This is a genomic window from Rathayibacter sp. PhB151, assembly GCF_004366415.1.
GTDB classification, from domain to species: Bacteria; Actinomycetota; Actinomycetes; order Actinomycetales; family Microbacteriaceae; genus Rathayibacter; species Rathayibacter festucae.
The window spans coordinates 75152-101308 of the sequence record NZ_SOEN01000012.1 but is presented as its reverse complement, the minus strand read 5'-3'; the positions used below and the strand labels follow the sequence as shown (position 1 = coordinate 101308).

Here is a 26157-nt window from a genome sequence, read left to right as displayed (position 1 = left end):
GTCGCCTGCTTCCTCGTCATGCCCGAACCCCTACAAGGAGGCACGCCCGTGCCCGACGGTCCACGACGCCCACGTCGCGGCGGCAGCCCGACCATCTACGACATCGCCGATGCCGTCGGTGTCTCGGCATCATCGGTCTCCCGAGCTCTGACGACGCCAGGTCGACTGAGCGCAGAACTGGAAGGCCGCATCCGCGCAGCAGCCACCCAGATGGGGTATCGGTCGAACCCGGCAGCTCGCGCGCTGCCGACGGGCAGGTCCGGGGCCATAGGCCTCGTGCTTCCCGATCTGACGGATCCGCTGAGTCTGGGACTGATCGCCGCCGCGGAAGCCGCCGCCGCCTCCGCCGGACGCCATCTGATCGTCGCCGACGCACAGCGCGCCCCAGGCCCAAGGACGACTCTGGAGCTCGCCGACGCCACAGGTGGTCTCGTTCTCTTCGACAGCCTCCTCAGCGACGGCGAGATTCAGGGCCTCGCGGCCACCCACGAGACGGTCTCCGTCGCGCGAGAAGTTGCCCAGGTCCGCAGTCTCATCCCCGATTACACGCCGGGGATCGATGGCGCATTCGATCACCTCCTCCGTCTGGGCCACCGGTCGATCGCCTACCTCACCACCTCCAGCGGATCTCGGATGCGCGGAGCAGCGGCGGAAGCGATCACCACACGCGCAGCGGATCGAGGTATCCCGCTCGAGGTGGTCAGCGTCACCCACGGACACCTCGATGGAACCCTGGCTCGCCTGCACGCCGCAGAGATCAGCGCCGTCATCACACAGGACGGCATCCTCGCCCTCGCCATCGCGGAGGCGGTCAGGAAGTGGGGCGCCGTCGTCCCCGACTCGTTGAGCGTCATCGGAATCGACGACCTGCACGTCTCACCCCTCACCTCGCCGGCGATGAGCAGCATCCGCCTTCCGCTTCCAGAACTCATCACCCGTGCCGTGCGATCCGTTCTTACGCCGGCCGACCTGCCAGCGGGCAGCCCACTTTCCACGCAGTACATCCCGCGGGACTCCGTCGGGCGCCACTCCCCTACCTCCCCTGAAAGGGCGCTCGTCCATGCAACTGTCGCCTGACCCCGACCGGCTTCTCCCCGTTGATCCGAGGACTCGAGCGATCGCTCGAGATCTCTACGACCGCGTCGCCGCTCTGCCGATCCTGTCTCCCCACGGCCACGTCGACCCCCGGATCCTCGTCGACGACATTCCGTTCGATGACGCATCGCAGCTGTTCATCCGCTACGACCACTACGTCACCCGGCTGATGCACGCCGCCGGTGTCGGCCTCGACGAACTGGGCATCCCCGGGAACGGGACGATTGCTCACCCGCGCGAGGTGTGGCGCACCTTCAGCCGACACTGGCCTCTGTACGCGGGCACGGCTTCCGGGTTCTGGCTGCAGAACATCCTCGCGGAGCAGTTCGGCATCACCGAGCACCCCGCCCCTGACAACGCCGACCGGATCTTCGATCTCATCACCGCCGCACTCACCACCCCGGAGTTCCGACCGCGAGCACTGTTCGACGCCTTCGGCATCGAGGTGATGGCGACGACGGACGATCCGATGGACGATCTCTCCTCCCACGCCGCACTCGCCGCGGATCCGACGTTCCGCGGCCGCGTGCTGCCGACGTTCCGCCCCGACGCGTACCTGGACCCGGCAGCGCCAGGATGGGCGGAACGCATAGCCCGTCTCGCCGACTGGAACGGCTCCGCCGACTCCAGCTACGCCGGCTACCTGAACGCGCTGGAGGGTCGGCGCCGCTACTTCCTCGAGCACGGTGCCGTCTCCGCCGACCACGGGATGCTGCAGCCGCTGACGGTCGAACTGGAGGGTCCGGACGCCGCCGCCCTCTTCGAGAGGGCACTCTCGGGCGGCCTCGACACCGCCGACGCGCGGATCTTCGCCGGGCACATGCTGTTGCAGATGGCGCGGATGAGCACCGAGGACGGCCTCGTCATGACCGTGCACCCCGGCGTGCTCCGCAACCACGACACCGCCACCTTCGAGCGCTTCGGACCCAACACCGGGCACGACATCCCCGTCGCGACCAGCTACGTCGAGAATCTCCGTCCCCTGCTGCAGCGATACGGCAACACCAAGGACTTCCACCTCGTCCTGTTCTCGATCGACGAGACGATCTACTCCCGTGAGATAGCCCCGCTCGCCGGCTACTACCCGTCCGTGTTCATCGGCGCCCCGTGGTGGTTCCTCGACGCGCCTGACGCGATCCTCCGCTTTCGAGCGGCGACCACCGAGACCGCCGGATTCTCCCGCGGCTCCGGCTTCATCGACGACACCCGCGCCTTCCTCTCCATCCCCGCCCGTCACGACATGGCGCGGCGCCTGGACTCCGCTTTCCTCGCCCGACTCACCGCCGAGGGCCGCATCGATCTGCCCACCGCCGAGCGCACCATCGTCGACCTCGTCGACACCCAGCCTCGAAAGGTCTTCAAACTGTGAGCACCGACGCCCCCCGCCGCCTCTCACGAACCGACGTCGATCGGCCGACCGCCCCGATTCGGATCGTGCATCTGGGACTCGGCGCCTTCCATCGAGCCCACCAGGCCTGGTTCACCGACGTCGTCGACCGCGACCACGAGTGGGGAATCGCCGCCTTCACCGGGCGCACCCCCACTGCCGCCGACGAGCTCGCGCCACAGGACGGCCTCTTCACCGTCATCGAACGCTCGGCCGACAGCGACACCGCTCGCATCGTGGGCAGCATCGTCGAAGCCACCCCCGGAACCGACATCGACCGGCTCGTCACCCTCATCGCCGCACCCACGACCGCGATCATCACCACCACGATCACCGAAGCCGGGTACCGCCTCCTCCCCGACGGCTCTCCCGACCTCCACGACGACGACCTCCGAACGGACATCGCAGCCCTCCGCGGCGATGGCCGGACGAGCACCGCGCTGGGACGGATCCTCCTCGGACTCCAGGAGCGGCGCTCGTCGCACGCCGGCCCGATCGCCGTCGTCCCCTGCGACAACATCCCGGACAACGGCGCCTGGCTGCGCCGCGGCATGCTCGCCCTCGCCGCCGACATCGACCCCGACCTCACTCAGTGGATCGAGGACAACGTGTCCTTCGTGTCCACGTCCGTCGACAGGATCACACCGAAGACCACGCACGCCGACCTGGCCGTCGCCGCCGACCTCACCGGCTTCACCGACGCCGCCGCCGTCGTCACCGAACCCTTCCACGACTGGGTGCTCTCCGGTTCCTTCCCAGCCGGACGACCGGCATGGGAGGACGCCGGCGCACGCTTCGTCGAGGACATCGAGCCATTCGAGCGCCGCAAACTCTGGCTGCTCAACGGCGCACACACCCTCCTCGCGTACTCCGCCCGGCTCCTCGGACACGAGAGCGTGTCCGCCGCCATCGCCGACCCCACTGCGCGCGCCTGGGTGAACGAGTTCTGGGACGAAGCCGTCCGGCACCTCCCCGCCGGCCTCGACCTCGACAGCTACCGTGCCGCGCTACTTGACCGCTTCGACAACGCCCGCATCGTCCACCGACTCGACCAGATCGGCCAGGACGGCGTGACCAAGCTCCGAGTGCGCATCGTGCCGACCCTGCTCGCCGAGCGCGCTGCAGGACGCGACGGCGCCGCGAGCATCCGCCCGATCTCCGCCTGGCTGACCACGCGCCTCACCGGACTCGAGCTACCGGACTCGGCTGCTTCGGCCATCGAGGGCGCGCTCCACGCCCCCGACCCGACCATCGCGCTCCTCTCCCTCATCGACCCGCGTCTCACCGCCGACCCGGCGCTGCTCGACGACATCCGCACCGCAGCCGCCGACGCTTCCGTCCCCGACTCCCCTACCGAGAAAGACCTCTCATGATCATCGACAGAGCCGACGTCATCGTCACCAGCCCCGACCGGAACTTCGTCACCCTCAAGATCACGACCGCAGACGGCCTGACCGGACTGGGCGACGCGACCCTCAACGGCCGCGAACTCGCCGTCGTCGCCTACCTCCGCGAGCACGTCGTCCCCCTGCTCATCGGAGCGGACGCCTCGAAGATCGAGGACACCTGGCAGTTCCTCTACCGCTCCGCCTACTGGCGCCGCGGCCCCGTGACCATGGCCGCCATCGCCGCCGTCGACATGGCCCTCTGGGACATCAAGGGCAAAGCCGCCGGCATGCCCGTCTACCAGCTGCTCGGCGGCGCCTCCCGCACCGGTCTGATGGCCTACGGCCACGCCTCCGGCAAGGAGCTGCCGGAACTGTTCGACAGCGTCCGCCACCACCAGGAGCAGGGCTACAAAGCGATCCGCATCCAGACCGGCGTGCCGTCGCTCAAAGCGATCTACGGCATCGCCTCCCAGGGCGGAGACCACGGCGACGCGGAGATCCGCTACGACCACGAACCCGCCCGCCGAGGCGCGAAACCCGTCGAGGAGGACTGGGACACCCGCGCCTACCTCACCCACCTGCCCGGCGTGTTCGAAGCCGTCCGCAACGAGTTCGGCCCCGACATCCCCCTGCTGCACGACGGCCATCACCGGATGACACCCATCCAGGCCGCGAAACTCGGCAAGGCACTCGAACCCTACGACCTCTTCTGGCTCGAGGACTGCACCCCAGCCGAGAACCAGGAAGCCCTCCGCCTCGTGCGCCAGCACACCACCACACCGCTCGCGATCGGCGAGATCTTCAACACGATCTGGGACTTCAAAGACATCATCCGCGACCAGCTCATCGACTACGTCCGCGGCGCCGTCACCCACATGGGCGGTATCTCACCGCTGAAGAAGACCCTCGACTACGCCGCGATGTACCAGATCAAGTCCGGCATGCACGGACCCACCGACATCTCCCCCGTCGGCATGGCCGCCGCCATGCACCTCGGCCTCGCGATCCACAACTTCGGCATCCAGGAGTACATGCGGCATGGCGCGAGGACCGACGCGACCTTCGAGCAGTCCTTCACCTGGACCGACGGGTTCCTGCACCCCGGGAACAAGCCGGGCCTCGGCGTCGAGCTCGACCTCGACGAGGCCGGCAAGTACCCCTACGAGCAGGCTTACCTGCCCTACAACCGCCTCCTCGACGGCACCGTCCACGACTGGTGAGCGTCCTCAGAGGAAGTGCAAGCTGAGGCACCTTCTCGGCTATTGATGTCGACATCCGGGGCTCGGACCGGACGGTCTAAGCCCGTCGCCGACGTCGAAACGAGGGAAGGGCCCGCGACACCTAACGGTGCGCGGGCCCTTCCCCGTTGGCGGGCCTCAGCCCTGCACGTCGGGCGGGAACATTCCGGTCGGTGGGGCGGTGTAGGGCAGCATGTCGCCTGGCCGGTTCTCGTCCGTGGACGTCGCGAACGGGCCGCTGGGCGAGAGCAGGACTCGCATGTGCGGGTCGAGGTGGTTGATCCAGTAGGCGCTGAGTGAGCCTGCGCTGGTGCGAATTTCTTCCCACATTCGCCAGAGGGCTTCGATGCGGGTCAGTGCCTCGACGCTGCTCCACCACTCGGCGGCCCACCGGTCGCCGGCGGCCTGGCCCTTGGCTGTGACCCGGCGCCGGTAGGAGGGCCGGAGGAACTTGCGGACCCACTCGTCGGCGGATCCGAAGTACGTCGCCGGCACCTCTTCCTCGTCCACGTCCTCCACCTCGACCGGGTGCAGGCTGACGGGTCGAACCGGGGCCGAGAACGCATCCGTGTCGACGTCGAACAGGTCTTCGTCGCTCATCGCTCACCCGGCAGAGTCGCGTCCTGCGCCGTATCGAGGTCCGCCGCTTGCTGCGCCTCGAGCGGAGGCATCACCGTCACGACGGGCGAGACGGGTGCGGTGTTCGCGGGTCCGCTGCTGGCGTCGTGTGCGGCGATGGAGGCGTTGATCGCGGCGACTTGCTCCTTTGGCCCGTTGTACCAGGGCACGGTGTCGACGAGGGCGGCGCGGGCGCCGGAGGAGAGCATGATGGCGCGTCCGCGGCTCATGCTGGTGAGGTCGGCGACTTCGAGGATCTTCTCTCGGCGCAGCGCTGAGGTGGTCGACCGGATGCCTTTGTTGTAGCTGGCGGAGGTGGTCTCCTTGTCGTAGGTGCCGATCAGCTCGGAGAGGGTGCGCAGGAATTCGTCTTCTGCGACTCCGCCGGCGTACAGCTTCACGTTCGCGGCGGACCAGAGCTTGAGCATGCCCTCCTTGCCGAATACGCCGACGCCCTGGGACCAGGACTGGAACACGGCCATGATCGGGATCCCGCGCGAGCCGTAGTGCGAGTAGAGGTCGGGGAGGTCCTTCCACCGGCACACGTTCGCGGCCTCATCGAGGACGGCCACGAGCGGCGTCGCGAGGCGCCCGCCGCGGGAGTGCGCTGCGTGCTCCTCAGCGGCCTCGATGGTCGCGGCGGTCAGGGCGGTGACGAGGGGGCCGGCGGTGCCGGCGCCCTCCTTGGACAGCGAGTACAGCGTCTGGGTCGACGTGACGAACGTCTCGGGGACGAACTGCTGTCGGGTGTCGTTCGGGCGGGCGTTCACCCAGTCGGCGGTTGCGGCGCTCTTCAAGCACACGGCCATGCCCTGCGCGGTCGAGTAGATCCCGTCGCGGGCTTTCTCGGCGGTGTTCATGATGCCGCGGACCGCCCGCGCGTTGGTCGGGTAGCCGTTGTCGTGTAGGAGCTCGACGGGGGTTTCGTCCTCGACGGAGGTCAGCCAGAGCAGTACGTCGCTGATCGGCCGGTTGCCTGCCGCGGCGGCGAGCAGCAGGTCGGACAGCAGCTCTTGGCCCTTGCCGTCGAAGTAGGCGTCGGTCTTCGCGTTCAGCGTTCGGGTTCCGGAGGCGAAGTGCGTCGCGAGCTTCGCGGCCTTGGTGTCGTCGGTGACGTAGGAGAGGGGGTTCCACCACCAGGTCGCGTCCTCGAACGCGACCCGCTGGGGGTCGAAGACCCAGACGTGGCCGTTGGCGGCGCGCACGTCGCGGGTCGCGTCGAGCACGTCGCGCTTGTTCGATGTCGTGACGACGGCGCCTGGGGCGGCCATGATCGCGGGGATGACGAGGGAGGTCGACTTGCCGACGCGGGGGCCGGCGATCAGCAGCATCATGTCCTCGAACGAGGCGTAGAGCATCTGCTTCCCCATGTGCAGCCGGCCCACCGGGACGCCGGGGTTCTCAGCGACGCCGAGGCGGGCGGACTTCTTGAGCGCCTGCTTGCGCATCATCGGCGCGAGGTCGCGGGGCGTCGCCATGTAGCGGGCGGCGTGGTCCACGCTCGAGCGGTTCTTGCGTCCGAGCGAGCGCATCCACACGAGCCAGAGGCCGACGAGGACGATGACGGCGACGGCGGCCGCGGCGATCATCGTTGCGGACGTCGACCACACCACTCGGCCGCGGAACAGGCCCGAGATGATTTCGAACGGGTCCGAGGGTAGGCCCTCGTTCACGCCGTCGAGCTGCGATCCGACCGCGACGGCCACCCAGACGATGCCGATCGCGGCGATCGCTGCGAGGGCTGCGCCGAGCATCAGGGCGTCGTTGCCTGCCTTGCCGGGCTCGCGGCGGCGGTTGTTGGCGGTGGCGTTCATGCGGACTCCTCCGTGTAGATCGGGCCGGTCCACTGCGGGGTGCAGTCCTCGGCGGATGCTTGGTGCGAGGTCCCCCAGGAGAGGACCGCGAGGCCCCGCTCCACGAAGGAGACGGGGAGGTCGGTCGTGTGGAAGCCGTGCTCCCCCGGAGCGGACCGCTGGCAGGCCCAGCGGTAGCCCTCGAAGGCGAGCGTCGACGGGCAGCTCACGCGATCACCCGGTCCCACTGGTCCCAGGCGACGAAGCTCGCCAGGAGCCCGACGCCGGTCCAGCAGAGGGTGAGCAGGAACCGGTCGCGGTCCGCCGTCCGCTGGCTGGCGCGGAGCGCGCTGATGATCGCGGCGCCGGCGGCGCCTGCCGCGACGCAGCTCGCGCCGAGAGCGACGAGGACGCTCACGGCAGGATCTCGACGTTCACGGGATCGGTGGGCAGCGGCTCCGCCGCGCGACCGGCGCGGGAGGTCGCGTGCCAGAGCTTGTTGGTGTCGTTGACCTCCTTCTCCGCTGCGGTCAGCTCGACGCGCACCGGGATCCCGGGACGTCCGCCGACCTTGATCAGGAAGCGGCCGCGTCCGGGAGGTTCGGACTCGTGCCCGGACACGGGGTCCCAGGCGGGCGGGTCCTGCCAGGAGGTGAGCATCCCCTGTTCCGCGATCGACATCGGCACGGCCGAGGTCAGCAGCGGCATCTCAGCGCCCGGGAGGCCGCCGCAGATGACCATGCCGGAGCGTTCCACGAAGCCCTTCGCCTTCATCTGATCCTCCGAGGAGGCCAGTGCGAGGAGGTCGGACATGGTGTGGCTGATCATCGCCAGGCCGACACCGCGCGCACGGTTCAGGCGGGTGAGCGCGTCGACGCGATCGACCATGCCCTTACCCGCGCGCAGCGCCCGCCACAGCTCGTCCAGGATCACGAAGTAGTGCCGTTGCGGTTCGAGCTCCGCGTCCGCGAGGGCGGCCGCGACGTTGACGGTCCCGAATCCGGCGGACCAGCAGGCGAGGAGGATCGCGGCCTGGAGGTCGCCTTCGGAGTCATCGATCGAGGACACGTCGTAGACGACGGGCCGGTCCCGGCGCATCGGCGTGGTCGTCTGCTTCGAGAACACCTCGCCCAGGCGTCCACCGGTGGTGAGGCCGATGAGGGAGGCTTCGAGGTTCTCGGTGACGTCCTTGTACTTCTCGATGTTGCCGCGGTCCAACGCGACCTGACGAACCTCGTCCGGCGCCTCCTGGATCACGCGCAGCAGGTCCGCGAGGACCGGCACTCCCTGGTGGTGCTCGTCCAGGTACTTCAGCGCCCGGTCGATGATCGTCTCTTCACGGTCGCTCGGCGGCTGGGAGCGGAGGATCGTCAGCAGCGCTGCGACCATCGTGTGCCGGCGGCCGTGGGCGTCCGCGAGGACCTGGTGCGCGAGGCGCTGCACCTTCGCGGCGTGCTTGCGCAGCCGACCGACCTCCGCGATCATCGCCGCGGTGTCGTCGGAGACGCCGAGCGCGTCGACCTGGTGCGCGAGCTCGTCGGCCCGCTCGAGCGAGCGGTCGGCCTCGTCACGGAGGCGCTGCGCCGCCTCCGACGCCTCACCGGGATCGAGGATGTTCAGGTACCCGCGGCCACGGCCGAGAGGGATCACCTGCCCGTCGAGGGCTTCGATCAGATCCACATAATCCGGCTTCAAGTCGCCCAGCACGAGCGGAATCGTGCCGTACCCGGCGAGGCCCGCGGCCATGCGGCGGGTCAGCGAGGACTTCCCCAGGCCGGGCTTGCCGAGCACGAACATCGACGGGTTGCTGATCAGGTTCGCGCGCTGGAACCAGCTGATCGGGTCGCAGCAGACGGAGGCGCCGGTGGAGAGGTTCTTCCCCAGCGGCACCCCGATCATCGGCGTACCGGTGCCGACGGAGAACGGGTAGAGCCCGCACACCTGGACGGTCGTCCCGCGGAACTCGTCTGCGGCCGTGACGTTGACGGCTTCACCGCCGCCGCGGCCGAGCCATCCGCGGATACTCGGGCGCAGAGGACGGCGCAGCGCCGTCCCCTGGCTCTTCTTCTTCCCGCCGTGCGGGATCTCGATCTTCTTGCCCTCCCGGCGCCGGGTGCGCGGGGTCGTGCGCTCCCGAGTGAGCGTCGGCCGCTGCACGACCACCGCGACCGAAGCTCCGCTCTGCCCGCGCGCTGCTCGCTGCGAGGGTGTGGCCGTGACGGTGCCGGGCTCTGCCGAGGACGACACGGCACCGGTGGGCAGGCCGTCGCCGGTCAGCTCCTCCCCCGTCGTATCGCCGTGGGCGGCGGTGACCGCTCCGTCCGGCAGGACGTCCTCGCCGGGTTCGAGCTCGTTGTCGCTGTTCGAGGAGAACAGGCGGGTGATCAGGCTCACAGGGACTCCCTCACTTCGGTAGGCAGGCGCAGGTGACGCGGGAGCACGAGCCCCAGCGGCAGACCCGCAGCGAACACGGTGTCCTGCGACCCGAACGCCGGCCGCACCCGAAGACGCGCCGCGGCGGTCAGCGAGTCGATCGCCGCGCGCGCGTCCGCCTCGTGCACAGCGTCGGTGGTCGTCGCGGTGACGATCAGGCCGAAGTTGAGCAGGCCCGCACCGGAGGCCTCTTCCGCCGCGGTCGCCTGGGCGGAGCGGGTGGAGAGGGTCGAGCGGGCGGTGGGCTTGGTCGACGCGGAGCTGTTGAACTGCGCCGCGTTCAGGTCCGCCTCCACGATCGCCGCGGCGCGGGCCGGGTCGATGGGGCGGTAGAGCAGGGTGACGCGCTTGCGGGCGACGTCGCGGTGCGGGGCCAGCAGGCGCGCGAGGATCCCGGACTGCACGACACCGCGCGGCGGGGAGGTCATCGTCCACGACGTGGACACGGCGCCATCGTGCCGGTACGACTCCCACCGGGACTCCGCCGCCGCAGGGCCGACGTCCGTCCAGGACAGCTCGGGCACATCCCCGGAGGCGCGGGCCTCATCGATCAGGACGGCGGCGGCGGGGTCGTAGGCGATCCGGATCACCTCGCACAGCTCCTGAGCACCGAGCGGCCGCGCAGCGCCCGCCCCTGTCGCGGCAAGGCTCGTCGTCAGGCCGGGCAGGCGGGCGGCGAGGTCGGCGGCGACCTCCTTCGCGTTACGGCGCTTCCCGCCGATGCGAGACAGGGAAGAGAAGGTGATCGCGACGTAGGCGCGGATCGTGGCCGACCCGACCGGGTAGCTGCTGACGACCTCAGAGAGCATCGCTCGAGCGAACTCCGGCGTATCCGGGTCCATCGACCCCTCGACCTCCGAGCGCAGGCGCGTGCCGGTGTCGGGGGCCGTCTCGACGGTGACGGAGGCGGCCTCGATGCCGGGCTCGTCTCCGAGATTGGAGAGCCAGATGCCGTACTCCGCGACCTGGTTGTTGACCTGCTCCTGATCCACCAGCGCGGCCCCGTCCGGCTCTGTAGCGATCACGACGGTGTAGTGCTTGGTCGAGGGGACGTGCACGAGAGCGAACCGGCGGCCGTGCGAGTCTTCGTGCTCGGAAAGCTGCGACGCCGCGGCCAGGCCGGGGAGCTGGAACGTGCCCCACTTCGCTCTGCCCGCGGGACCGGAACGGTAGACGTTCGCTCCCTTGGCCTTCGTCCGCATCCAGTTCACGCGATTCACCGTCCTTCCGAGGGCGCTCTGCCCGTGCTTGTCCTTCACCGAAACCGTCAGCAAGATCCCGCCGAAGATCGCGGCGACGATCAGCGCGGCCCCGAGGCCGGAGAACATCGACGCGATGATCGAGGAGAGGATGCCGACGAACAGCACGCCCGTGGCGAGCTGTCCGAGGCCGCCGAGTCCCGCGGTCTGCGGGCGACGCCAGTTGCCGTACGTGCGCGGCGCCTCAACGCTGCGCGTAGGGGTTGTCGTGCTCATCAGTTCCCGCTTCCGTTGCCGCCAGTGGCGTCGTCCGTGGCGGCCTTGACCGCCCCTGCTGCGTGCTTCGCACCCTCGGCGGCCTTCCCAGCCACCGCAAGGCCGACACCGATCGGGCCGCCCGCCGCGGCCGCCGCACCACCGGCTGCCGCCGCACCGCCCGCAGCTGCGCCGCCGCCCGCAGCTGCGCCGCCGCCCGCAGCTGCGCCACCGCCTGCTGCCGCGCCGCCGCCTGCACCGGAGGTGGCCGGAGTCGCAGCGGGCGACCCCTTGCTGCCCGCGGAGGCACTACTGCCGGACGGTGCAGAGCCGAAGCCGCCGCCGCCGGGCGTTCCTCCGCCCCCGCCGCTGTCACCTCCGCTGCGCGAGCGGATCGCTCCGCTGGCAATCTCCGCCGCTCCACCGGCCGCGGCCGCACCGAGCAGGAGGCCGGCCCCGCCACCACCGCCGCCCACCGAGGCGACAGCGGGGACGAGGAAGCGCATCAGAGCGGGCAGGGCCACGAGCGCGATGAGCATCAGCGCGAGGCCCGTGACGATCTGGAACAGCCCGGTGCCGTCCGACTTGAACAGGTCAGTGCCGGTCATCCGGAAGGCGATCGCGTAGACGATCGCCGCGGCCGGCTTGTAGAGGATGAACGCGAGGGTCCAGGCGAGGGTCTTCTTGAACCACTGCTGCCCGATCTCAGTGTTCGTCGCGGCCGCGGCGATCGGGAAGATGCCGGCGAGGACGACGAGCATCGCGCCGCGGAACACCATCAGCGCGACCTGGACGTACGTCATCAGCACGGCGAGGATCCCGAGGAGGAAGAGGCCGATCAGGCCGATGGGAGCGGTCGCGGTGAGAGAGATCATCGCGAAGACGTTGGTGCCGAAGCAGTTGCTCTCACCGTTAGTGACGTCGCAGTCGGTGGAGTTGTTGAGGATCCAGACCGAGAACGCGTCCCCGGCCTGCGTGGCGAGGCGGATCACGACGAGTCCCGCTCCGGCGACGGCGATCAGCGTCAGCACCGACCGGGCGAGGGTGCGCAGCTCGCCCGCGCGCTGCGTCCACACCATGCGGCCGGCGGCGACGAGGACCGAGAGGATCGCGAGCCCGCCGGCGTACCACTCGAGCTGCCCCTGCACCCAGCCGACGGTGCTCGAGGACTCGTTCAGGTGCAGCGCCAAGGGCAGGAACCCTGTCACGAGTGCGGACGCGGAGGAGAGCAGGAAGACGGCGAAGATGATGACGCCGATGCGTCCCATATGCGCTTCGCCGTCGCCGTGGCGACGACGGGTGCTCATCATGACGCCGGCGATGATCAACGACATCACCGCGAGGCCCGCCGCGACCCACGTCACGTAGCCGAGGATCGTCTCGAACGCCTCCGGCAGGGGCGGCGTGCCGCCGCCGTTAACGCCGCCTCCCCGGTCGACGACGGTCACCGGGGAGGGAACGTTCACCCAGAGGGTGCCGAGCGAGACGACCGCTTTGCCGAAGCCCTCCAGGATGTTGTTGACGAACTGCTGCAGAGCGTCGTTCGACGCCTGCGAGACGACGTTGCCGATGCCTTCTCCGGTCCAGCAGAGAACGTCGACGACGGAGCACGGCTCTTTGTCGGGGACTGGGGTCATGTGGTGCCGCTCCAAGGGAGGTAGCCGCCGAGGCTCTGCAGAGCGACCGGGCGGAAGGTGGGGAGTCCGTCGTCGGTGAGCACGAACTTCCAGTCGCCCTCGGACCAGCTGAGGGCGTAGGGGAAGCTGATGAGACGTCCGTCGGAGATCTGGAAGGCGATGTCGATGGTGGCGTTCTGGCCGTCGTAGGCGAGGACTTTCACGCCGGCGATCTGGGAGCTCAGGCCGGTGTTGCTCTGAGTGGTCTCGCGGGCCAGCGCGGCGTCTCGACCGGGGCCGGGGACGGTGAGGCGTTCGGTGACGAGGTCGCTCAGACGGCCGTCCGTTCCCATCGCCCAGAGGTTTGCGACCGCGAAAGCTGCGCCTTCCACAGTGTGCGCGAAGCAGCTGCGGACTCCGTCGGCGTCGACGACGCCAGGCCCTGCATCGTCCGAGGAGGGCGCTGCCATGGTCCCGACGATGGTCCACTCCGCGTCGGGTGCGGCAGCGAGGCTGCCGCTCTCGTCGAGTCCAGGGAGGCCGCAGATGCTCGCAGCATCGGCGTCGAGCTCTGAGGCCTGGGAGGTGGGCGTTGCAGTGGTGGCGGGCATGGCGGTGCCCTGCCCGCCACCACTGTCCAGGGACGTGACGGCGAGCAGGATCGCGGCCAGGACGAGGACTCCGAAGACGATCGCTCCGAAGATGAATCCTCGACTGGTGAACGGGTTGCGGGACTGCGTGTCGCTCATGACGTCGTGCCTCTCGTTGGTGATGCCGGTCGGTGTCCTCGCGCGCTAGCTGCCCATGAGGAAGCCGACGATCGTGAACGCGGCGGAGACGATGATGACGCCGACGAGGAGTCGGCCGAGCCAGCCGCCGATCTCTCCGCCTTCGCCGCGGCGGGCGGAGACGGTCATGGTGACGCCGAGGATGATCAGGCCGACGACGGCGACGCCGAGGCCGACCCACTTGGCCCAGCCCATGACGGTGGTGAAGGCCTCGAATCCGGGCGGCATGCCCCCGGGGCCCGGGTCGGGGACGACGGCCCCGAAGCTGCCGGCGGCTGTGATCAGGTCGGAGGTGAGGGCGAGTACAGACATGGTGTTCTCCGTTTCGTGTGGTGGTGGTGCGGGGTGTTCGGCGCCGCCGGTGAGGGCGCCGAAAAGGTCCGGCTATCCGGTGGTGAGGGGGCCGTCGGCGTAGGCGACGTCGAAGTGCAGGTGGTTCGGGGTGTCTGTGAACTGGGTGATGTGCTGGTAGCTGGTCGAGCGGCACTGGATCTGCCCGGCACGCGAGCCCGCCGGAACCTGTGGGTCCAGGACGGTGAGGAGCGTGAGCGCGTTCACGTCGCAGCCGGTCGTGGCCGTGCCGTCGAAGGAGAAGAAATCGACCGCGTTCCCGCCGCCGTTCATCCAGTGCGAAGAGCCGGTGCCGGCGCCCAGGAGGGATCCGGTGCACTGGCGGTTGAGGTCGGAGACGCCCACCTTTCCGAACGTGTTCAGCGCGATCGTGATCACCTGGAGGATCCGCACGTCGATGCCACAGTTCTCCTTCGCTGTGCCGGCGGCCATGTCGCGGATCTGCTGCGCGTACCTTTCCTCGAGCAGTCGCAGGCGCCCCTCGTCCATCGCCGTCACGAGGCCGGCTGCGAGGGACTGCGCGTCGCCAGATACGGCGACGCATCCACCGATCGGCGCAGCCGTCGCAGGTGCGGTGCTGGCCGGCGTCGACGGAACATCGACCGGTGCAGCGGTCGTCGCGGGGGCGGTCGTGCTGCTGCCGAGGCCGTTGAGGTAGGTCATGATCGCCACGGCGTCGGCGCGGTACTTCGTGTAGTGGTTCGGGTCGGCGTTGCGCTGGACATTGTTGATCGCGATCGAGGGCTCCATCGACTGCCAACCCTCGACCGCGACGAGGCGGTCGTAGAAGAAGCCCGCCGAGGTCGTCGGGTCCATTCGCTGCTCAACGGTGCCCCAGCTCGACTGCTGCTGGAACAGTCCGATCGAGTCGGCAACTGACCCGTCCGGGTTGATCGCACCGTCCCCGTGGGTGATGTTCACCAGGGAGGACTCCCCGATCGCTGTCTGCACGCCGAGCGTCTGCCCGTCCGCGCCGAGCCCCTTCGCGGCTCCCGCGTTCACGATCAGTGCAGCGTTCACGAGTTGGTCGTGCCCATAGGCGCCGACCTTCGCGTCCGCAGGGATGGCGGAGACGTTGACGGGCCCCCCGCCCGGCAGGCATGCCGCGGCAGCAGAGCCGCCGAAGAACAGCACCCACAACAGCATTGCGACCGCCACGACGGGCACCATGACCGCCGCCATTACCCCCAGTCCCCCCTTCTGCATTCGGCTATTCCGAGGCCAGAGGGGTGATCTGCTCGACGGCCCAGGGAGTGCTCTCGCTGGTGCGGTGGACGTACACGGAGTACTCCCCCGCGTCGGTGGGGACGAGGATGCGCATCGTGAACGCGCCGTCACCGTCGCGGACGGTCGCAGCGCCCGTGAGGCTCGTGCAGGGCACGTTTGCCGGGTCGACCGTCTCGTAGGCCACTGCGGCCCGCTGGCTCAAAAACGGGTAGAGCTCGCTGATCCAGGTGTCGTAACCGACCGTTGGACGGCAGAACGCCACCACCGCCTCCGTCGCAATCGCGACGGCTGTGCTCATGAGAGACGGTTCTGGGGACGGCTCCGTGTCGACCGGTTGTACGCCCTCAGGGGTCGGCGTCGGCGATGAGAGTCGGGTGTTGGGGAGAGGTGAGGCGGTCTGCGGTGACTCGTTCTCACGTGACGCCTCACCTGGCGAAGTCGACGAGCAGCCGCTCACGAGGAGGGAGGCGACGAGGGCGAACAAGACGGTTGAGTACCGAGACGAAGAAGCGGGCACATGACAAAACTACCGATTTCGGTAGCTATTGCAACCCGGTTCGGTTACCGAAATGGGCTTATATCATCTTTGGTACATTCCAGGGGTGGCTAGACGACCGGCGCCGGGACCGACCGACTTTTCGCGACGCGTGGTCCGCGCGGTCGAGACGCTCCGCGATCGTGCACGACTGACCAACACCGAACTCATCCGTGCTGCAGGCATCTCGGCGAACTACTTCTACATCCGTCTGCGCGGCGAAGCGCCGTTCACCACCAACGACATCGAGAAGCTCGCTGGAGCCTTCGGGGTCGAACCGTACGAAGTGCTGCAGCTCGCGTCTTCTCCGAACCCGGAAGACGGTGGCGGAGAGCTCACTGCTGAGCGCATCGACGGCAGGGAGTTCGCTCGACGACTCCGATTCCTCGCCGAAGGGCCGACGAGTGCGGATGCTCAGATCTTCACGCTCGACACCCTCGTTCAGTCCATCCGCGGTCGTGACATCAGCTTCGAGCCGAAGGACTGGGATGAGCTGCTTGAGCTGGAGGGCTCCACGCGGCTCCCAGTCGATCTGCTCGTCGGTCTCAGCGAGTTCTTCGGCGTCAGCTACGAGTACCTGACTGCAAGGCGTGAAGACGAAGCCAGCGAGCTCATCGAAGCGGAGATCCGCTTCCACCGGGCGCTACTGGCTACCGGAGCCACCTCGGTCAGTGCTCGAGCGCTTGGGGGCATGAACGCGAAGCAGCTCGCCGCCGTGACCAAGGCGATTCTGTCGATCGAGCGAACTCCGAAGGAGGGCACTACCGAATGAGCACCACCCAGAGCAACGAAGCCCTGTGGTTCGAACACGCCGACGTCGCCGCACGCACGACGCAGACGTTCGAGGAGAACCGGTTCCAGGACGATCAGACCCTGGATGCCCTCCTCAAGCATGTCTCTGACCTGCACGGCAAACCGATCCACGTCGATGCCATCGACGACGATGACTGGCAGACGCTCACAGCTCTCTGGGTCGATTTCCCCGACGAGGCCCAGATTCTCTACCGCTCGACCGATACCCGGCTCTACCAGATGCACTGCATCCTGCACGAACTCGCTCATATCGCCCTCCGCCACCCCGGCTGCAACGTCCTTGGGGACGACTCTTCCGTCGCCTCCTATCGGGGGACGAACGGAGTCGTGCGCGGCCGGCTCCTAGAAGCAGGCGGCTTGGAGGACCTCGAGAACGTCGATGGGGACCGGCGCATTCTCGAAGGCGAAGCAGAGCACCTCGCCCATCTTCTTTCCCGCTCACTCCTGCGTCCTCGTTTCCGGGAGGACGAGGAGGTCTTCGGGTAGATGCAGGCTCTAGCCCTGATCGCTCTTGCGGTCCTCGCCGTCGTCTTCGTCGCCCGGATCCCCGCTGCTGTCTCCCAGCCCTCGAGCCGGCTGTCCTGGCTCGCGAGCGGAGTCGGCTCCCTCGCGCTCCTCACCCGAGTCCACCCCGGATTGGACCGGTTCCTCGGTGGCGAGAACTACATCAACCTCGCCCAGAACGTCCTGGCGACCACCGCGTTCTGGTTGGTCATGAGAGCAGCCCTCCTTCAGTCCCGCAGCACCCCACGATTCTGGACGAGGAAGCTCATCCTCGCCGCCATGGTCGTGTCCTTCGTCGTGCCGTTCCTGTTCATCACCGACAAGGAACCCACCTCGAAAACTTTCATCACCGAGCACATCTCCCAGACAAGTACCTGGCTTTACGCCAGCATCTACATGACGGCGATCCTCGCCATCTCGACGATGCTCCTCCTTGGTCTCCGTCGCAGAAAAGCGCGCTCCTACGGCTTCTTCGTCGCAGGCAGCAGCCTCGTCATCCTCGCCTGCATCGACGAGATCATCGTCTTGTCCCTCGACCACTTCGAGATCACCGACCTCGGTTTCCGCGTCCTCCTGCGGAACGCGTTCGACTTCCTGTTCTACTGCGGCGTGATCCTCATCGTCACCGGAATCGCCTCATTCACTCTGCAGAAGGCCATGCGCGAGGCACGACTCAGTCGGCATGCACGGCGACTTCGCCGCCTCGCCGGCAGACTCGCGGTGATGCCGACTACGAACGGGTCAAGTCGCGCTCGAGACGAATCATCGATCGCGGTCGTGTACGACCTGGTCATCGCGCTACGCGACTTCGAGAACGCTCACCGCGGCCGTCTGACACCAGCCGACGCTCGTCACGTTGCAGCGGCGGAGGCCATCGTGATGGAACAGCTCCCCTCCCCCGCGACCACAAGAGCTTGGACTCGATGAGCGCCCGGCAAGGCGGCGTGAGAGCTGTCGCAGGAGTAGCGGGAGCCGCTGTGACTGCCCTCTCCCTGCTGGCAGGCGTCGGTGTCGTCCTGGGGCGGCGAGTCGTGATGCCCGGGCGCAAGAGGACCGTGCAGGTCCTCTCGGCGACCCCGGACAGCCTCACTCTCCACGCCACGCCCGAAACCCTTCACGACGGCGAGTACGGCTTCTGGTTCGACTCCGATCGGGGCCACGCGCTCGTCGGCCGGATCCTTCATCACGACGCGATCGAGCGGACCGTTCGGCGCGAGGTTCTTCGAGTCACCGGCGGCGATCTCTCTACCGCTCACGAAGGCCGATGGACCGGGCACGTCTTCGCACGTCCTGAGGACATCGACCCGCGCGTGCGCGAGATTCACGTCGACGCGCCAACAGGCCCATGTCCGGCGTGGCTCTTCCCGTCGACCGGCGGCGAGGGCGAAACAACCTGGGCGATCCACGTGCACGGCATACGCACCACCCGCATCACCGCGCTGCGCTCAGTCCCGGCAGCACGCAAGCTCGGCTACACGTCGCTCGTTCCTTCGTTCCGAGGTGACGGAGATGGGCCACCAGCGAAGAACAGGGCGTCGACTCTCGGTCAAACCGAATGGGATGACGTCGATGCTGCGATCAACTACGCCGTGGAGCACGGAGCGCACAGCATCGTTCTGTTCGGCTGGTCCCTCGGTGGCGGCATCGCACTTCAACTCACCGAGCGGTCTCGACACCGCCAACTCATCACCGCCCTCGTCCTCATCGCGCCCGCCACCGACTGGCGGCAGGTCATTCGGGCTGGAGCGCGCCGTGCTCATCTGCCATCGGTGGTGGGTGCGCTTGGGACGTTCGCGCTCTCCACTCGCCCCCTCAGCACCCTCGTAGGACTTCCCGGGCCCATCGATTTCGATGCCCTGGACTGGACCAAAGGACCGAGACTCACCGTTCCGACCCTCCTCATCCACTCAGAAGGAGATCGGGAGGTGCCTGCCTCGTTGTCACGGGCCTTCGTGAGCGTGAACGTCGAGCGGAGCGCGCTAGCCCTGCTCCCGCCCGCTGCGCATGCCTGGGAGTACAACGTCGCGCCGGACGTCTTCGACGCCTCGGTTCGTGAGTGGTTGCAGAGTCCTGGCTGACCCTCTGGACGGTGTACCGGAATCGGTACGGGAGCGGCACCTATTTTGGTAGGGTGCCGACATGGTTGTTCGACGGGAGTCTCATGCCCCGGCAGGTAGGGGCCGTCACGGCGCGACTTGGGCTGACGCCCCTGCCCCTCGGCAGCAATCGCGCTTAATCCCGGGATTGATCCGCCCTACGCGCGGCGTGGCGCGCACAATCCCGGGGTTAAATCACCACTCTGGTGGCATGGCTCCGATCAAGCAGAAGCGACGCGCGCGCAACGGCGCCGTCACCGTGCCCGTCGAGTTTCAGATGCCTCACGTGCTAAAGGACGACGTCGACGGCGCCGCCAAGGCCTCAGGCGTCTCCCGCTCGCTGTACTTCGAGCTTCTGGCAGATCAGCTCCGCGACTCCACCGGGCGCCTGCCCGTGCTGGCACCGACGTTCGATATCGACCAGGAGGCGCACATCTCCGCCGCTTAAACGAAGGAGGCCCGCCGAAGCGGGCCTCACCAAGTTTCGTAGCTCGTACCCCGACACCGACCAAAGCAACGGGTCCGAGCTAATCAAGTCACCACCCTCACGGGAGGCTTCTCTATGCCCGAAAGATTACACGACGGGCTGAGAGATTCAATGATGGATCTTTCGGCGCGCCGTAGCAGCTCGTCGACGCTCGGCGGTGACGCATGGTCCCTGACGCGTCGGCTGAGCCCGCGCGGCACTGTCCGGACGATGCGCCGCGACGCCTACGGGCGCTTGGATGAGAACGCGTATCCCATGGCGTTCCTGATTTCTCCAGTTGCCCCGAGCACTCCCTGGGCGGTCTACCTTGCGGACGACACAGGCACGTTCCGGCTGCTCTGCTTCGACTTCGACGGCAAGGACTCCCACGGCGTCGACGCGGACCTCATGGAGCAGGCCGCGGACGACTGCGACGCTCTCTCCGCCGTTCTGGACGCGCACCATGTGGCCCACCTGGTGTGCCAGTCCTCAGGGACCGGCGGCCGGCACCTGTGGATCGCACTCGCCGAGGGTGCGCCGGCCGAGTTGGTGGCTCGGTTGGCGATCGCTGCTCGCGCGAACTTCCGCACGCTGGATCACGGGATGCTCTGCAACCCCCGCACCGGCGCCGCTCGACCGCCGCTGTCCCCGCACCGCGACGGCAGTTTCTCGAGCGTTCTGCGCGGTCGCGTGGAGGAGCTGCTGGACGCGACCGTCACCGTGGCCGCGGTCGAGTCCGTGACTACTGCGCTGCAAGCGTCCCGCCCGCCCCGGTCTGTCGACGCCGCTCCCCCGGTCGCCGCGACGACTGCGCATCGGGCGCACCGCCAGCTCAGCGCTGCCGGCGCCGGGCACATGGCGACGGCGGGTGGCGGTGCGAATCCGTCGTGGACGGCGTTCATGTGCCTGCTCTCCGCGGCGCACGCTGGCTGGTCCTTGACCGACGTCGAGCACGCCGCGCGGACCGCTCCCGGGATGGAGCACTTCCGGACCAAGAACACCGGTCGCGGCCACCGCCGTCCGCGCTCGCGGGACGAAGCGGCCGAGCGCCTGACGCGGCAGTGGCAGAAGGCGCTCCAGTACGCGGCGCTGCACGCCGTTCTCCCGTCCGAGCGCGAGCCGGGCGACATGGTGGAGCTGGAGAGCCTCGTCGGCTCAGTCAGCGCCCTCCTCGAGCGGTTCCGGGCGAGCCCGGGCCGGTGGGGCCGGAGTGAGCGGGCGACGTCGGAGAAGACGATCCTCACCGCGCTGGCCTACCTGACCCTGCATACCGGCAAGCGCACCGTCGCCGCATCCATCCGCGACCTCGCCCTCCTCGCGGGCCTGGGCCGCACCACCGCGGCCAGCGCCCTGCGGACTCTCCGCGAAGACGGCTACGTGCAGCTCGCCGTCCGCGCGGACGGCTCGAACGCCAGCGAATGGCGACTGTCCGAGCACTTTTCCACAGGCCCACTGCAAGGTCCGGCCACAACCACTAATAACCCCCGCCCCCCCGGTCCGATCTTCACCGAACGAACCATGCTCCTGACCATGCTCGAAGCCGACCTCACCGACACCCGGCACGACCTCTTCACCCGCGCCGGCCTGGGACACCTGGCAGGAAAGACCTACGCTCTGCTGCGTCGCGAAGGGACCCTCGCCCTCGACGCCGCCGCCACGCTGCTCGGAGTCACTACTCGCACCGCCGCCACTGCTCTCTCCCGCCTACGCACACACCGGCTGATCATCAAGCACACGACCGGGTGGACCCGCGCCAAGCGTGACCTCCGCACTGCCGCAGCTCGCATCCTCGGCGTCGACGGAGCCCTCGCAGATCGAGCCCACCGATACGACGTCGAACGCGAGGTCTGGGCCTGGTGGCAAGCCGAACTGACCCACCGCTCCTCCTCCCCCAGGCAACGCCCACGACGCCGACACGTGTCGAGCCGACCCCTGTTCGAGGACACCACTCCCGGTGAGCGCGTCTGGCCGCTCTACCCCCGCGACGCCGCCGGCCGCGGCGATCACCGAGAAGCGCTGCATTGGGGACGCACCGGCATGCTCGCCCCCGGATCGCTCTGGTGGTCCTCCACCGCTGCCTAGCCCCCGACGTGGCCCTCGACGTCGACACGGATTTTCGACGAGCTCGACGCGCCCGAGACGGCTCCACCCAGCGGCCGAACCATTGGTACCCAGGAGCGCTGTCGGACCCTCCGACTTACACTCGACCTTCATCGAACGTATGTTCGAACGTATCAGGAGGTATCGAGATGACTGTGACGATCGTGGAGCGGATCTCGACTCCGGCCCTGGACGCCGTGGCGATCGCGTTCCTCGTCGCCGGCGACGCGGTAGCCGCCGGGTTCCCCTCTCCCGCGCAGGACTACTTCGACGGCTCCCTCGACCTCAACGACCACCTCATCCGCGACAAGACCTCCACCTTCATCGTCCGCGTCTCCGGGGAGAGCATGATCGGCGCCGGCATCAGCGACGGCGACGAACTGGTGGTCGATCGCTCCCTCTCCCCCAAGCACGGCAACGTCGTCGTCGCGATCCTCGACGGCGACCTCACCGTCAAACGCCTCGAACACTCCCCCGGCGGCGTCATCCTGCGCGCCGAGAACTCCGAGTACCCGCCGATCCTCGTCCCTGAACTCAGCGACCTCCAGATCTGGGGCGTCGTCACCGCCTGCCTCCACCGCCTCCACCGTGCGCTCTGAACAGCGCAAGCGTCATCCTCACCAACCTCTCCCCCAGGAACTCCCACGCCTCCCTCGACGTCTTCGATACCGCCTTCGACACCAGGGGCCTCGGCGCGACCATCGATGCCGTGACCAAGCGCCATGGCCGCTCCGCTGTCGGCCTCGGACTCCCCGCGGTCCGCAAGGGACCCGTCTGGACGATGAAGCGCGGCGCGCTCTCCCGACGCCCCACAACCCCTTGGGGCGAACTGGCGATGGCGTTCGCGCACTGACCGCAGCTGCAGGCGTATGGAGACATGAACCACATTGCGGTGTAAGTTCCAAACTTCGAAAGATACAGAACTACAAAGTCTGTAACTTTGGTCCCAGGTCGCCACGCCGTGGTCTGTAAGTTTCAGAATTACGAACTCTGTAAGTCGTATTGTAAGACTGGGGAGCCCAGTGTGTCAGGGAGACGGAAGAGGACCCGTCTACAGAGTTACAGACTTTGTAGTTCTGTAGATCACAGGCTTTGTTGACGGCCGAAGTTGCTGGTGGCGGGGAAGTTCCACGTGCCACCTGGACCTAGTGGAACGAACTGGGCTCAAGCGTTAGAAGAGACCTGCGTCGCAAGCGTCCGTCGATGTCCCAGCGCTGCTCGGAGGCGACCAGGTGCAACTCGGGTCGTCGAGGGCGGTGGTACCACGTACTTCGTGAGTTACAGACGTCCGAAGTTAGGGACCTTTCGCCGAACTTTGGTACTCTGTAACTACGGGAGTGAGAGGAGCATCCATGCGCATCGTGTCCCTGGCAAATCAGAAGGGCGGGGTCGGGAAGACGACGAGTCTGATGAACCTTGCGGCCGTCGCCGCCAAGAACGCGCGAGTGCTCGTGGTCGACGTCGACCCCCAACAGTCGACCACCACGTGGGCGGCTCGGGCAGGGGAGCGGCTGCCCTTCGACTTCGCGGAGAACACCGACCCCAACACGCTCACACGCCTGCGGGAGCTGCCGTACGACGTGGTCTTCGTAGATACACCAGGAAACCTGACTGATACGGCGATCCTCGGTGCCGTTCTCGATGTCTCCGACTTCGCGATCGTGCCGATGGTTCCAGAAGCGCTTGCTGTCGATCCGACGCGCAACACGATCAGCAAGCTCATCGAGCCCCGAGATGTTCCGTACCGAGTCCTGCTCGGCAAGGTGGACATGCGTGTACCGAACCTCCTCGAAGACTGGGTCAATCTCGTGGATGTAAGCCTCAAGCTCCCTCGCTTCAAGCAGCACATCCGACAGTACAAATCGATCAGCGATTCGCCGCTCACCGGAGACGTTGTGACGCAGTACCCCGACACCAGGCAAACCGCCAATGCGATCTACGACTACAACGCAGTCGCCCTGGAGCTCACCTCCATCTGGGCGCACTCGACCACGAGGAGCTCCTAATGGCCCGCCAGGACCTCAGCGCCATGCTGTCTACGCCGCCCCAGGCGGATCTGTCTCTCACTCCCCCCGAAGCATCCCCAGAGGTGGTGAAGCCTCTTCAGCCGTCGAAGTCGCCGGGAGTGGAAGACGACGCCTCTGCAACTCGACAGGACCCGGCTGAGGGAGCCGGCTACCGGTCCTTCGCCAGGAAAGAAGCGAAGATCCGAGACGATCAGTACACCGCGCTGACTGCGCACGCGCGTCGACTCACGCGAACCAGGCCCGCCGGGACCGAGCGAATCACGGAGAACACCCTCATCCGAGTAGCGATCGATCTTCTTCTCGAGAGAGGTGATCAGATCGCGGGCGGGTCGGAGGCCGAGATTCGGAAGTCTGTTGGTCTGTAAGTAACAGACTTGGTGGGAGACGTCCCTTGCCGCCATCCTTGAGCACGCCCTCCGCTCGGGTATTTCACTGACCGTGACGGTCCTTCGATAGAATGATCTATAGGAGGTGGTTGCCATGGCGATCGCTCAGAGGCCCGATGGGGACACCGTTCGCCGGCTACGCAGCCGTCAGGTCGTGACGAGAGTGTCGTACCTGCGGGAGCTGCGCCGGGCCGCGCAGGACACCACGCAGAGGCAACTCGCGCACCTGATCGGTATCTCCCAGCCCTCCGTCAACAGCGCCTTGAAGTCGGCGGCCGCCGTGCCGGACGTGCGCCCGGGGTTCTCCGGCGCCACCACCTACGAAATCGCCCAGCGCTACGACGCCGGCGAGCTGACGCGCGAGCAGACCATCGATGAGCTCGGCCGCTGGTCGTACCGACCCGGCTCGCCCAGCGACGGCTACGACTGGACGACCGGCGACGCGGGGGAGTTCGCGGACGTCCGACGCGCGTTCAGCGAGCACCTGATCGACGCGGAGATGTACGACGAGATCCTGACCCGCTACAGCGAGCAAGGTCGGTGACGGGCGAGGACTCGTCAGCGATCGCCGCGCACCGCGAGACGGTGCGCGAGTGGGCTCGGGCCGGCGGCCCGCTGAGCCCTGCCGGCGAGCGGGCGACGGTCAACAACCGCGACTGGTTCGTCCGGGACCCTGATGGCACGTATCAGCCGCGCGCTGCGCGGCAAGAGCTGCACGATCGACTCGTGGCCGAGTACCGCGATCGCTTCCCTGACGTGCGCGCGGACCGGAAGGCGATCATCCTCGCCGGCCCGCCCGGGGCCGGGAAGTCGACCGTCCTCGCGGACGTGCTCGGCGCCGACCGCGGCGCGTGGATCACCGTCGACGCGGACGAGTTTAAGCGCGCCCTGCTCACCGAGGCGATCAAGGACGGCAGCTACGACCGCGCGATCATCCCGTCAGAAGTTCGAGCCGCCGAGGCGGCGGGGGAGCGGTTCTTCCCGCTCGAGCTGGCCTCCCTCGTCCACGAAGAGTCGTCCATCCTCGCGCTCCAACTGCGCAGCGAGGCGGTGCGCGACGGTCAGAACCTCGTGATCGACACCGTGCTCTCCTCACCCGAGAAGGCCGTCGAGCTGGGGCAGCGACTCGGATCCGCCGGCTACAGCGTCGAGGTCATCGACGTGGAGGTCCCGTTCGAGCTGTCGGAGTCGCGCATCGCCGGCCGCTGGCAGCAGTCCTACGAACGCGCCCTCGACGGCGCCGACGAGCTCGGCGGCCGATGGGTGCCCAGCGAGTACGCCCGCGGCGTCTACGCCGGCCCGGACGGCCGCTCCCTCCCCGAGGTCGCCGCCGAGCAGCTGGCCGACACCGGACCGACCGTCATGCGCTACCGCCGCTACAGCACCGCCGCCGAAGGGCAGCCGCGCACGCTCGACGTCGACAAGTCGCGCACCGCGTTCGGAGAACCCCTGATCGACACTGCCCTCGCGCAAGCACGAGCGACCGTTACCCGCAGCTTCCCCACGACGCCGGCGCAGGCGCCGGACCGCGGCGACCGAAGCCGTTAGACCCACTGCCGGCGGCGCCCGTCAGCCTGCACTCTTCCTCTACCCGTTCCGGGGGCCGCTAGACGCGGCACCGGCGATGCCGGGGGAGGGAGGCCGCTGCGCGGCCCGTTCTTGCGCGTTTTCTTCACCTCTCCGCGGTTTCAACCTATTTCGCTCCGGCGGCTGCGTGCCACCGATCCCGAACGCGGTCGCTGCGCTCCCTCACATCGCTCGTGATCGGCGTCACTCCGCCGCCTCCACTCAAACGGTCTTCCCCGCCGGAGAGGCAAAGAAAAACGATCAGCCAGAGGGAGA

Annotated in this window: 27 protein-coding genes; 16 read left to right on the top strand and 11 right to left on the bottom strand. The window is 68.0% G+C overall.

Annotated features, from left to right (window positions below; translation table 11 throughout):
- The first annotated feature begins 48 nt into the window (after positions 1–48).
- The 4 genes from EDF35_RS19405 to manD all read left to right on the top strand — a co-directional run bounded on the left by EDF35_RS19405 (position 49) and on the right by manD (position 5090).
- Positions 49–1077 (top strand): LacI family DNA-binding transcriptional regulator, encoded by a 1029-nt coding sequence (locus EDF35_RS19405; protein WP_166674179.1) that lies wholly within the window; start codon positions 49–51, stop codon positions 1075–1077.
- On the top strand, positions 1061–2464 hold the full coding sequence (uxaC, locus tag EDF35_RS19400; protein WP_133963509.1) for a glucuronate isomerase: 1404 nt from the start codon (positions 1061–1063) through the stop codon (positions 2462–2464). Before EDF35_RS19405 ends, uxaC begins: the two co-directional genes overlap by 17 nt.
- A gap of 65 nt (positions 2465–2529) precedes the next feature.
- On the top strand, positions 2530–3855 hold the full coding sequence (locus tag EDF35_RS19395; protein WP_243840065.1) for a mannitol dehydrogenase family protein: 1326 nt from the start codon (positions 2530–2532) through the stop codon (positions 3853–3855).
- Positions 3852–5090: a D-mannonate dehydratase ManD gene (manD, locus tag EDF35_RS19390; RefSeq protein ID WP_133963507.1), complete on the top strand. Its 1239-nt coding sequence runs from the start codon at positions 3852–3854 to the stop codon at positions 5088–5090. Before EDF35_RS19395 ends, manD begins: the two co-directional genes overlap by 4 nt.
- A gap of 156 nt (positions 5091–5246) precedes the next feature.
- On the opposite strand, the gene EDF35_RS19385 is transcribed toward manD, so the two are convergent.
- From EDF35_RS19385 to EDF35_RS19330, 11 genes are all read right to left on the bottom strand, one after another.
- Entirely contained in the window at positions 5247–5708 is a 462-nt protein-coding gene (locus EDF35_RS19385; protein ID WP_173252771.1) for a DUF4913 domain-containing protein, read from the bottom strand.
- A complete protein-coding gene (locus tag EDF35_RS19380; protein WP_133963506.1) occupies positions 5705–7540 on the bottom strand; it encodes a TraM recognition domain-containing protein in 1836 nt (611 codons plus the stop codon). Before EDF35_RS19380 ends, EDF35_RS19385 begins: the two co-directional genes overlap by 4 nt.
- On the bottom strand, positions 7537–7749 hold the full coding sequence (locus tag EDF35_RS19375) for a hypothetical protein (RefSeq protein ID WP_133963505.1): 213 nt from the start codon (positions 7747–7749) through the stop codon (positions 7537–7539). Before EDF35_RS19375 ends, EDF35_RS19380 begins: the two co-directional genes overlap by 4 nt.
- Positions 7746–7937 (bottom strand): hypothetical protein, encoded by a 192-nt coding sequence (locus tag EDF35_RS19370; protein WP_133963504.1) that lies wholly within the window; start codon positions 7935–7937, stop codon positions 7746–7748. The genes EDF35_RS19375 and EDF35_RS19370 overlap by 4 nt, the downstream gene beginning before the upstream one ends.
- Positions 7934–9541 (bottom strand): ATP/GTP-binding protein, encoded by a 1608-nt coding sequence (locus tag EDF35_RS21070; RefSeq protein ID WP_208323109.1) that lies wholly within the window; start codon positions 9539–9541, stop codon positions 7934–7936. The genes EDF35_RS19370 and EDF35_RS21070 overlap by 4 nt, the downstream gene beginning before the upstream one ends.
- 368 nt (positions 9542–9909) lie before the next feature.
- On the bottom strand, positions 9910–11427 hold the full coding sequence (locus EDF35_RS19355) for an SCO6880 family protein (RefSeq protein ID WP_208323104.1): 1518 nt from the start codon (positions 11425–11427) through the stop codon (positions 9910–9912).
- Positions 11427–13043, bottom strand: coding sequence for a hypothetical protein (locus EDF35_RS20960; protein ID WP_166674178.1), 1617 nt, complete (start codon positions 13041–13043; stop codon positions 11427–11429). Before EDF35_RS20960 ends, EDF35_RS19355 begins: the two co-directional genes overlap by 1 nt.
- A complete protein-coding gene (locus EDF35_RS19345) occupies positions 13040–13771 on the bottom strand; it encodes a hypothetical protein (RefSeq protein ID WP_133963503.1) in 732 nt (243 codons plus the stop codon). Before EDF35_RS19345 ends, EDF35_RS20960 begins: the two co-directional genes overlap by 4 nt.
- 45 nt (positions 13772–13816) lie before the next feature.
- The gene (locus EDF35_RS19340) at positions 13817–14122 is read right to left on the bottom strand and encodes a hypothetical protein (RefSeq protein WP_056045694.1); all 306 of its coding nucleotides are present in this window, start codon (positions 14120–14122) and stop codon (positions 13817–13819) included.
- 72 nt (positions 14123–14194) lie between these two features.
- Positions 14195–15181, bottom strand: a complete 987-nt coding sequence (locus tag EDF35_RS19335) for a hypothetical protein (protein WP_166674177.1) — start codon at positions 15179–15181, stop codon at positions 14195–14197.
- A gap of 190 nt (positions 15182–15371) precedes the next feature.
- Positions 15372–15686: a hypothetical protein gene (locus EDF35_RS19330; RefSeq protein ID WP_056045686.1), complete on the bottom strand. Its 315-nt coding sequence runs from the start codon at positions 15684–15686 to the stop codon at positions 15372–15374.
- Between the two features lie 304 nt (positions 15687–15990).
- Here EDF35_RS19330 and EDF35_RS19325 point away from each other — a divergent pair, with 304 nt between their 5' ends.
- From EDF35_RS19325 to EDF35_RS19270, 12 genes are all read left to right on the top strand, one after another.
- Positions 15991–16695: a helix-turn-helix transcriptional regulator gene (locus tag EDF35_RS19325; protein WP_133963501.1), complete on the top strand. Its 705-nt coding sequence runs from the start codon at positions 15991–15993 to the stop codon at positions 16693–16695.
- The gene (locus EDF35_RS19320) at positions 16692–17222 is read left to right on the top strand and encodes a hypothetical protein (RefSeq protein ID WP_056045680.1); all 531 of its coding nucleotides are present in this window, start codon (positions 16692–16694) and stop codon (positions 17220–17222) included. The genes EDF35_RS19325 and EDF35_RS19320 overlap by 4 nt, the downstream gene beginning before the upstream one ends.
- Before the next feature lie 150 nt (positions 17223–17372).
- Positions 17373–18167 carry a hypothetical protein gene (locus EDF35_RS19315; protein ID WP_133963500.1) on the top strand — a complete coding sequence of 265 codons (795 nt, stop codon included), beginning with the start codon at positions 17373–17375 and terminating at the stop codon, positions 18165–18167.
- 50 nt (positions 18168–18217) lie between these two features.
- Positions 18218–19318 (top strand): alpha/beta fold hydrolase, encoded by a 1101-nt coding sequence (locus EDF35_RS19310; RefSeq protein ID WP_166674176.1) that lies wholly within the window; start codon positions 18218–18220, stop codon positions 19316–19318.
- A 229-nt stretch (positions 19319–19547) separates the two neighbouring features.
- Positions 19548–19784: a hypothetical protein gene (locus EDF35_RS19305; protein ID WP_056045669.1), complete on the top strand. Its 237-nt coding sequence runs from the start codon at positions 19548–19550 to the stop codon at positions 19782–19784.
- Between the two features lie 249 nt (positions 19785–20033).
- Positions 20034–21884, top strand: coding sequence for a hypothetical protein (locus EDF35_RS19300; RefSeq protein ID WP_133963498.1), 1851 nt, complete (start codon positions 20034–20036; stop codon positions 21882–21884).
- A gap of 167 nt (positions 21885–22051) precedes the next feature.
- Entirely contained in the window at positions 22052–22501 is a 450-nt protein-coding gene (gene umuD / locus EDF35_RS19295) for a translesion error-prone DNA polymerase V autoproteolytic subunit (protein WP_133963497.1), read from the top strand.
- On the top strand, positions 22453–22755 hold the full coding sequence (locus EDF35_RS21460) for a DUF4113 domain-containing protein (protein ID WP_082499394.1): 303 nt from the start codon (positions 22453–22455) through the stop codon (positions 22753–22755). Before umuD ends, EDF35_RS21460 begins: the two co-directional genes overlap by 49 nt.
- 499 nt (positions 22756–23254) lie before the next feature.
- Positions 23255–23908 (top strand): ParA family protein, encoded by a 654-nt coding sequence (locus EDF35_RS19285; protein WP_133963496.1) that lies wholly within the window; start codon positions 23255–23257, stop codon positions 23906–23908.
- The gene (locus EDF35_RS21065) at positions 23908–24294 is read left to right on the top strand and encodes a hypothetical protein (RefSeq protein WP_197409455.1); all 387 of its coding nucleotides are present in this window, start codon (positions 23908–23910) and stop codon (positions 24292–24294) included. The genes EDF35_RS19285 and EDF35_RS21065 overlap by 1 nt, the downstream gene beginning before the upstream one ends.
- 115 nt (positions 24295–24409) lie before the next feature.
- Positions 24410–24859, top strand: a complete 450-nt coding sequence (locus tag EDF35_RS19275) for a hypothetical protein (protein WP_056045655.1) — start codon at positions 24410–24412, stop codon at positions 24857–24859.
- A 182-nt stretch (positions 24860–25041) separates the two neighbouring features.
- Entirely contained in the window at positions 25042–25863 is an 822-nt protein-coding gene (locus tag EDF35_RS19270; RefSeq protein WP_243588116.1) for a zeta toxin family protein, read from the top strand.
- Positions 25864–26157 lie beyond the last annotated feature (294 nt).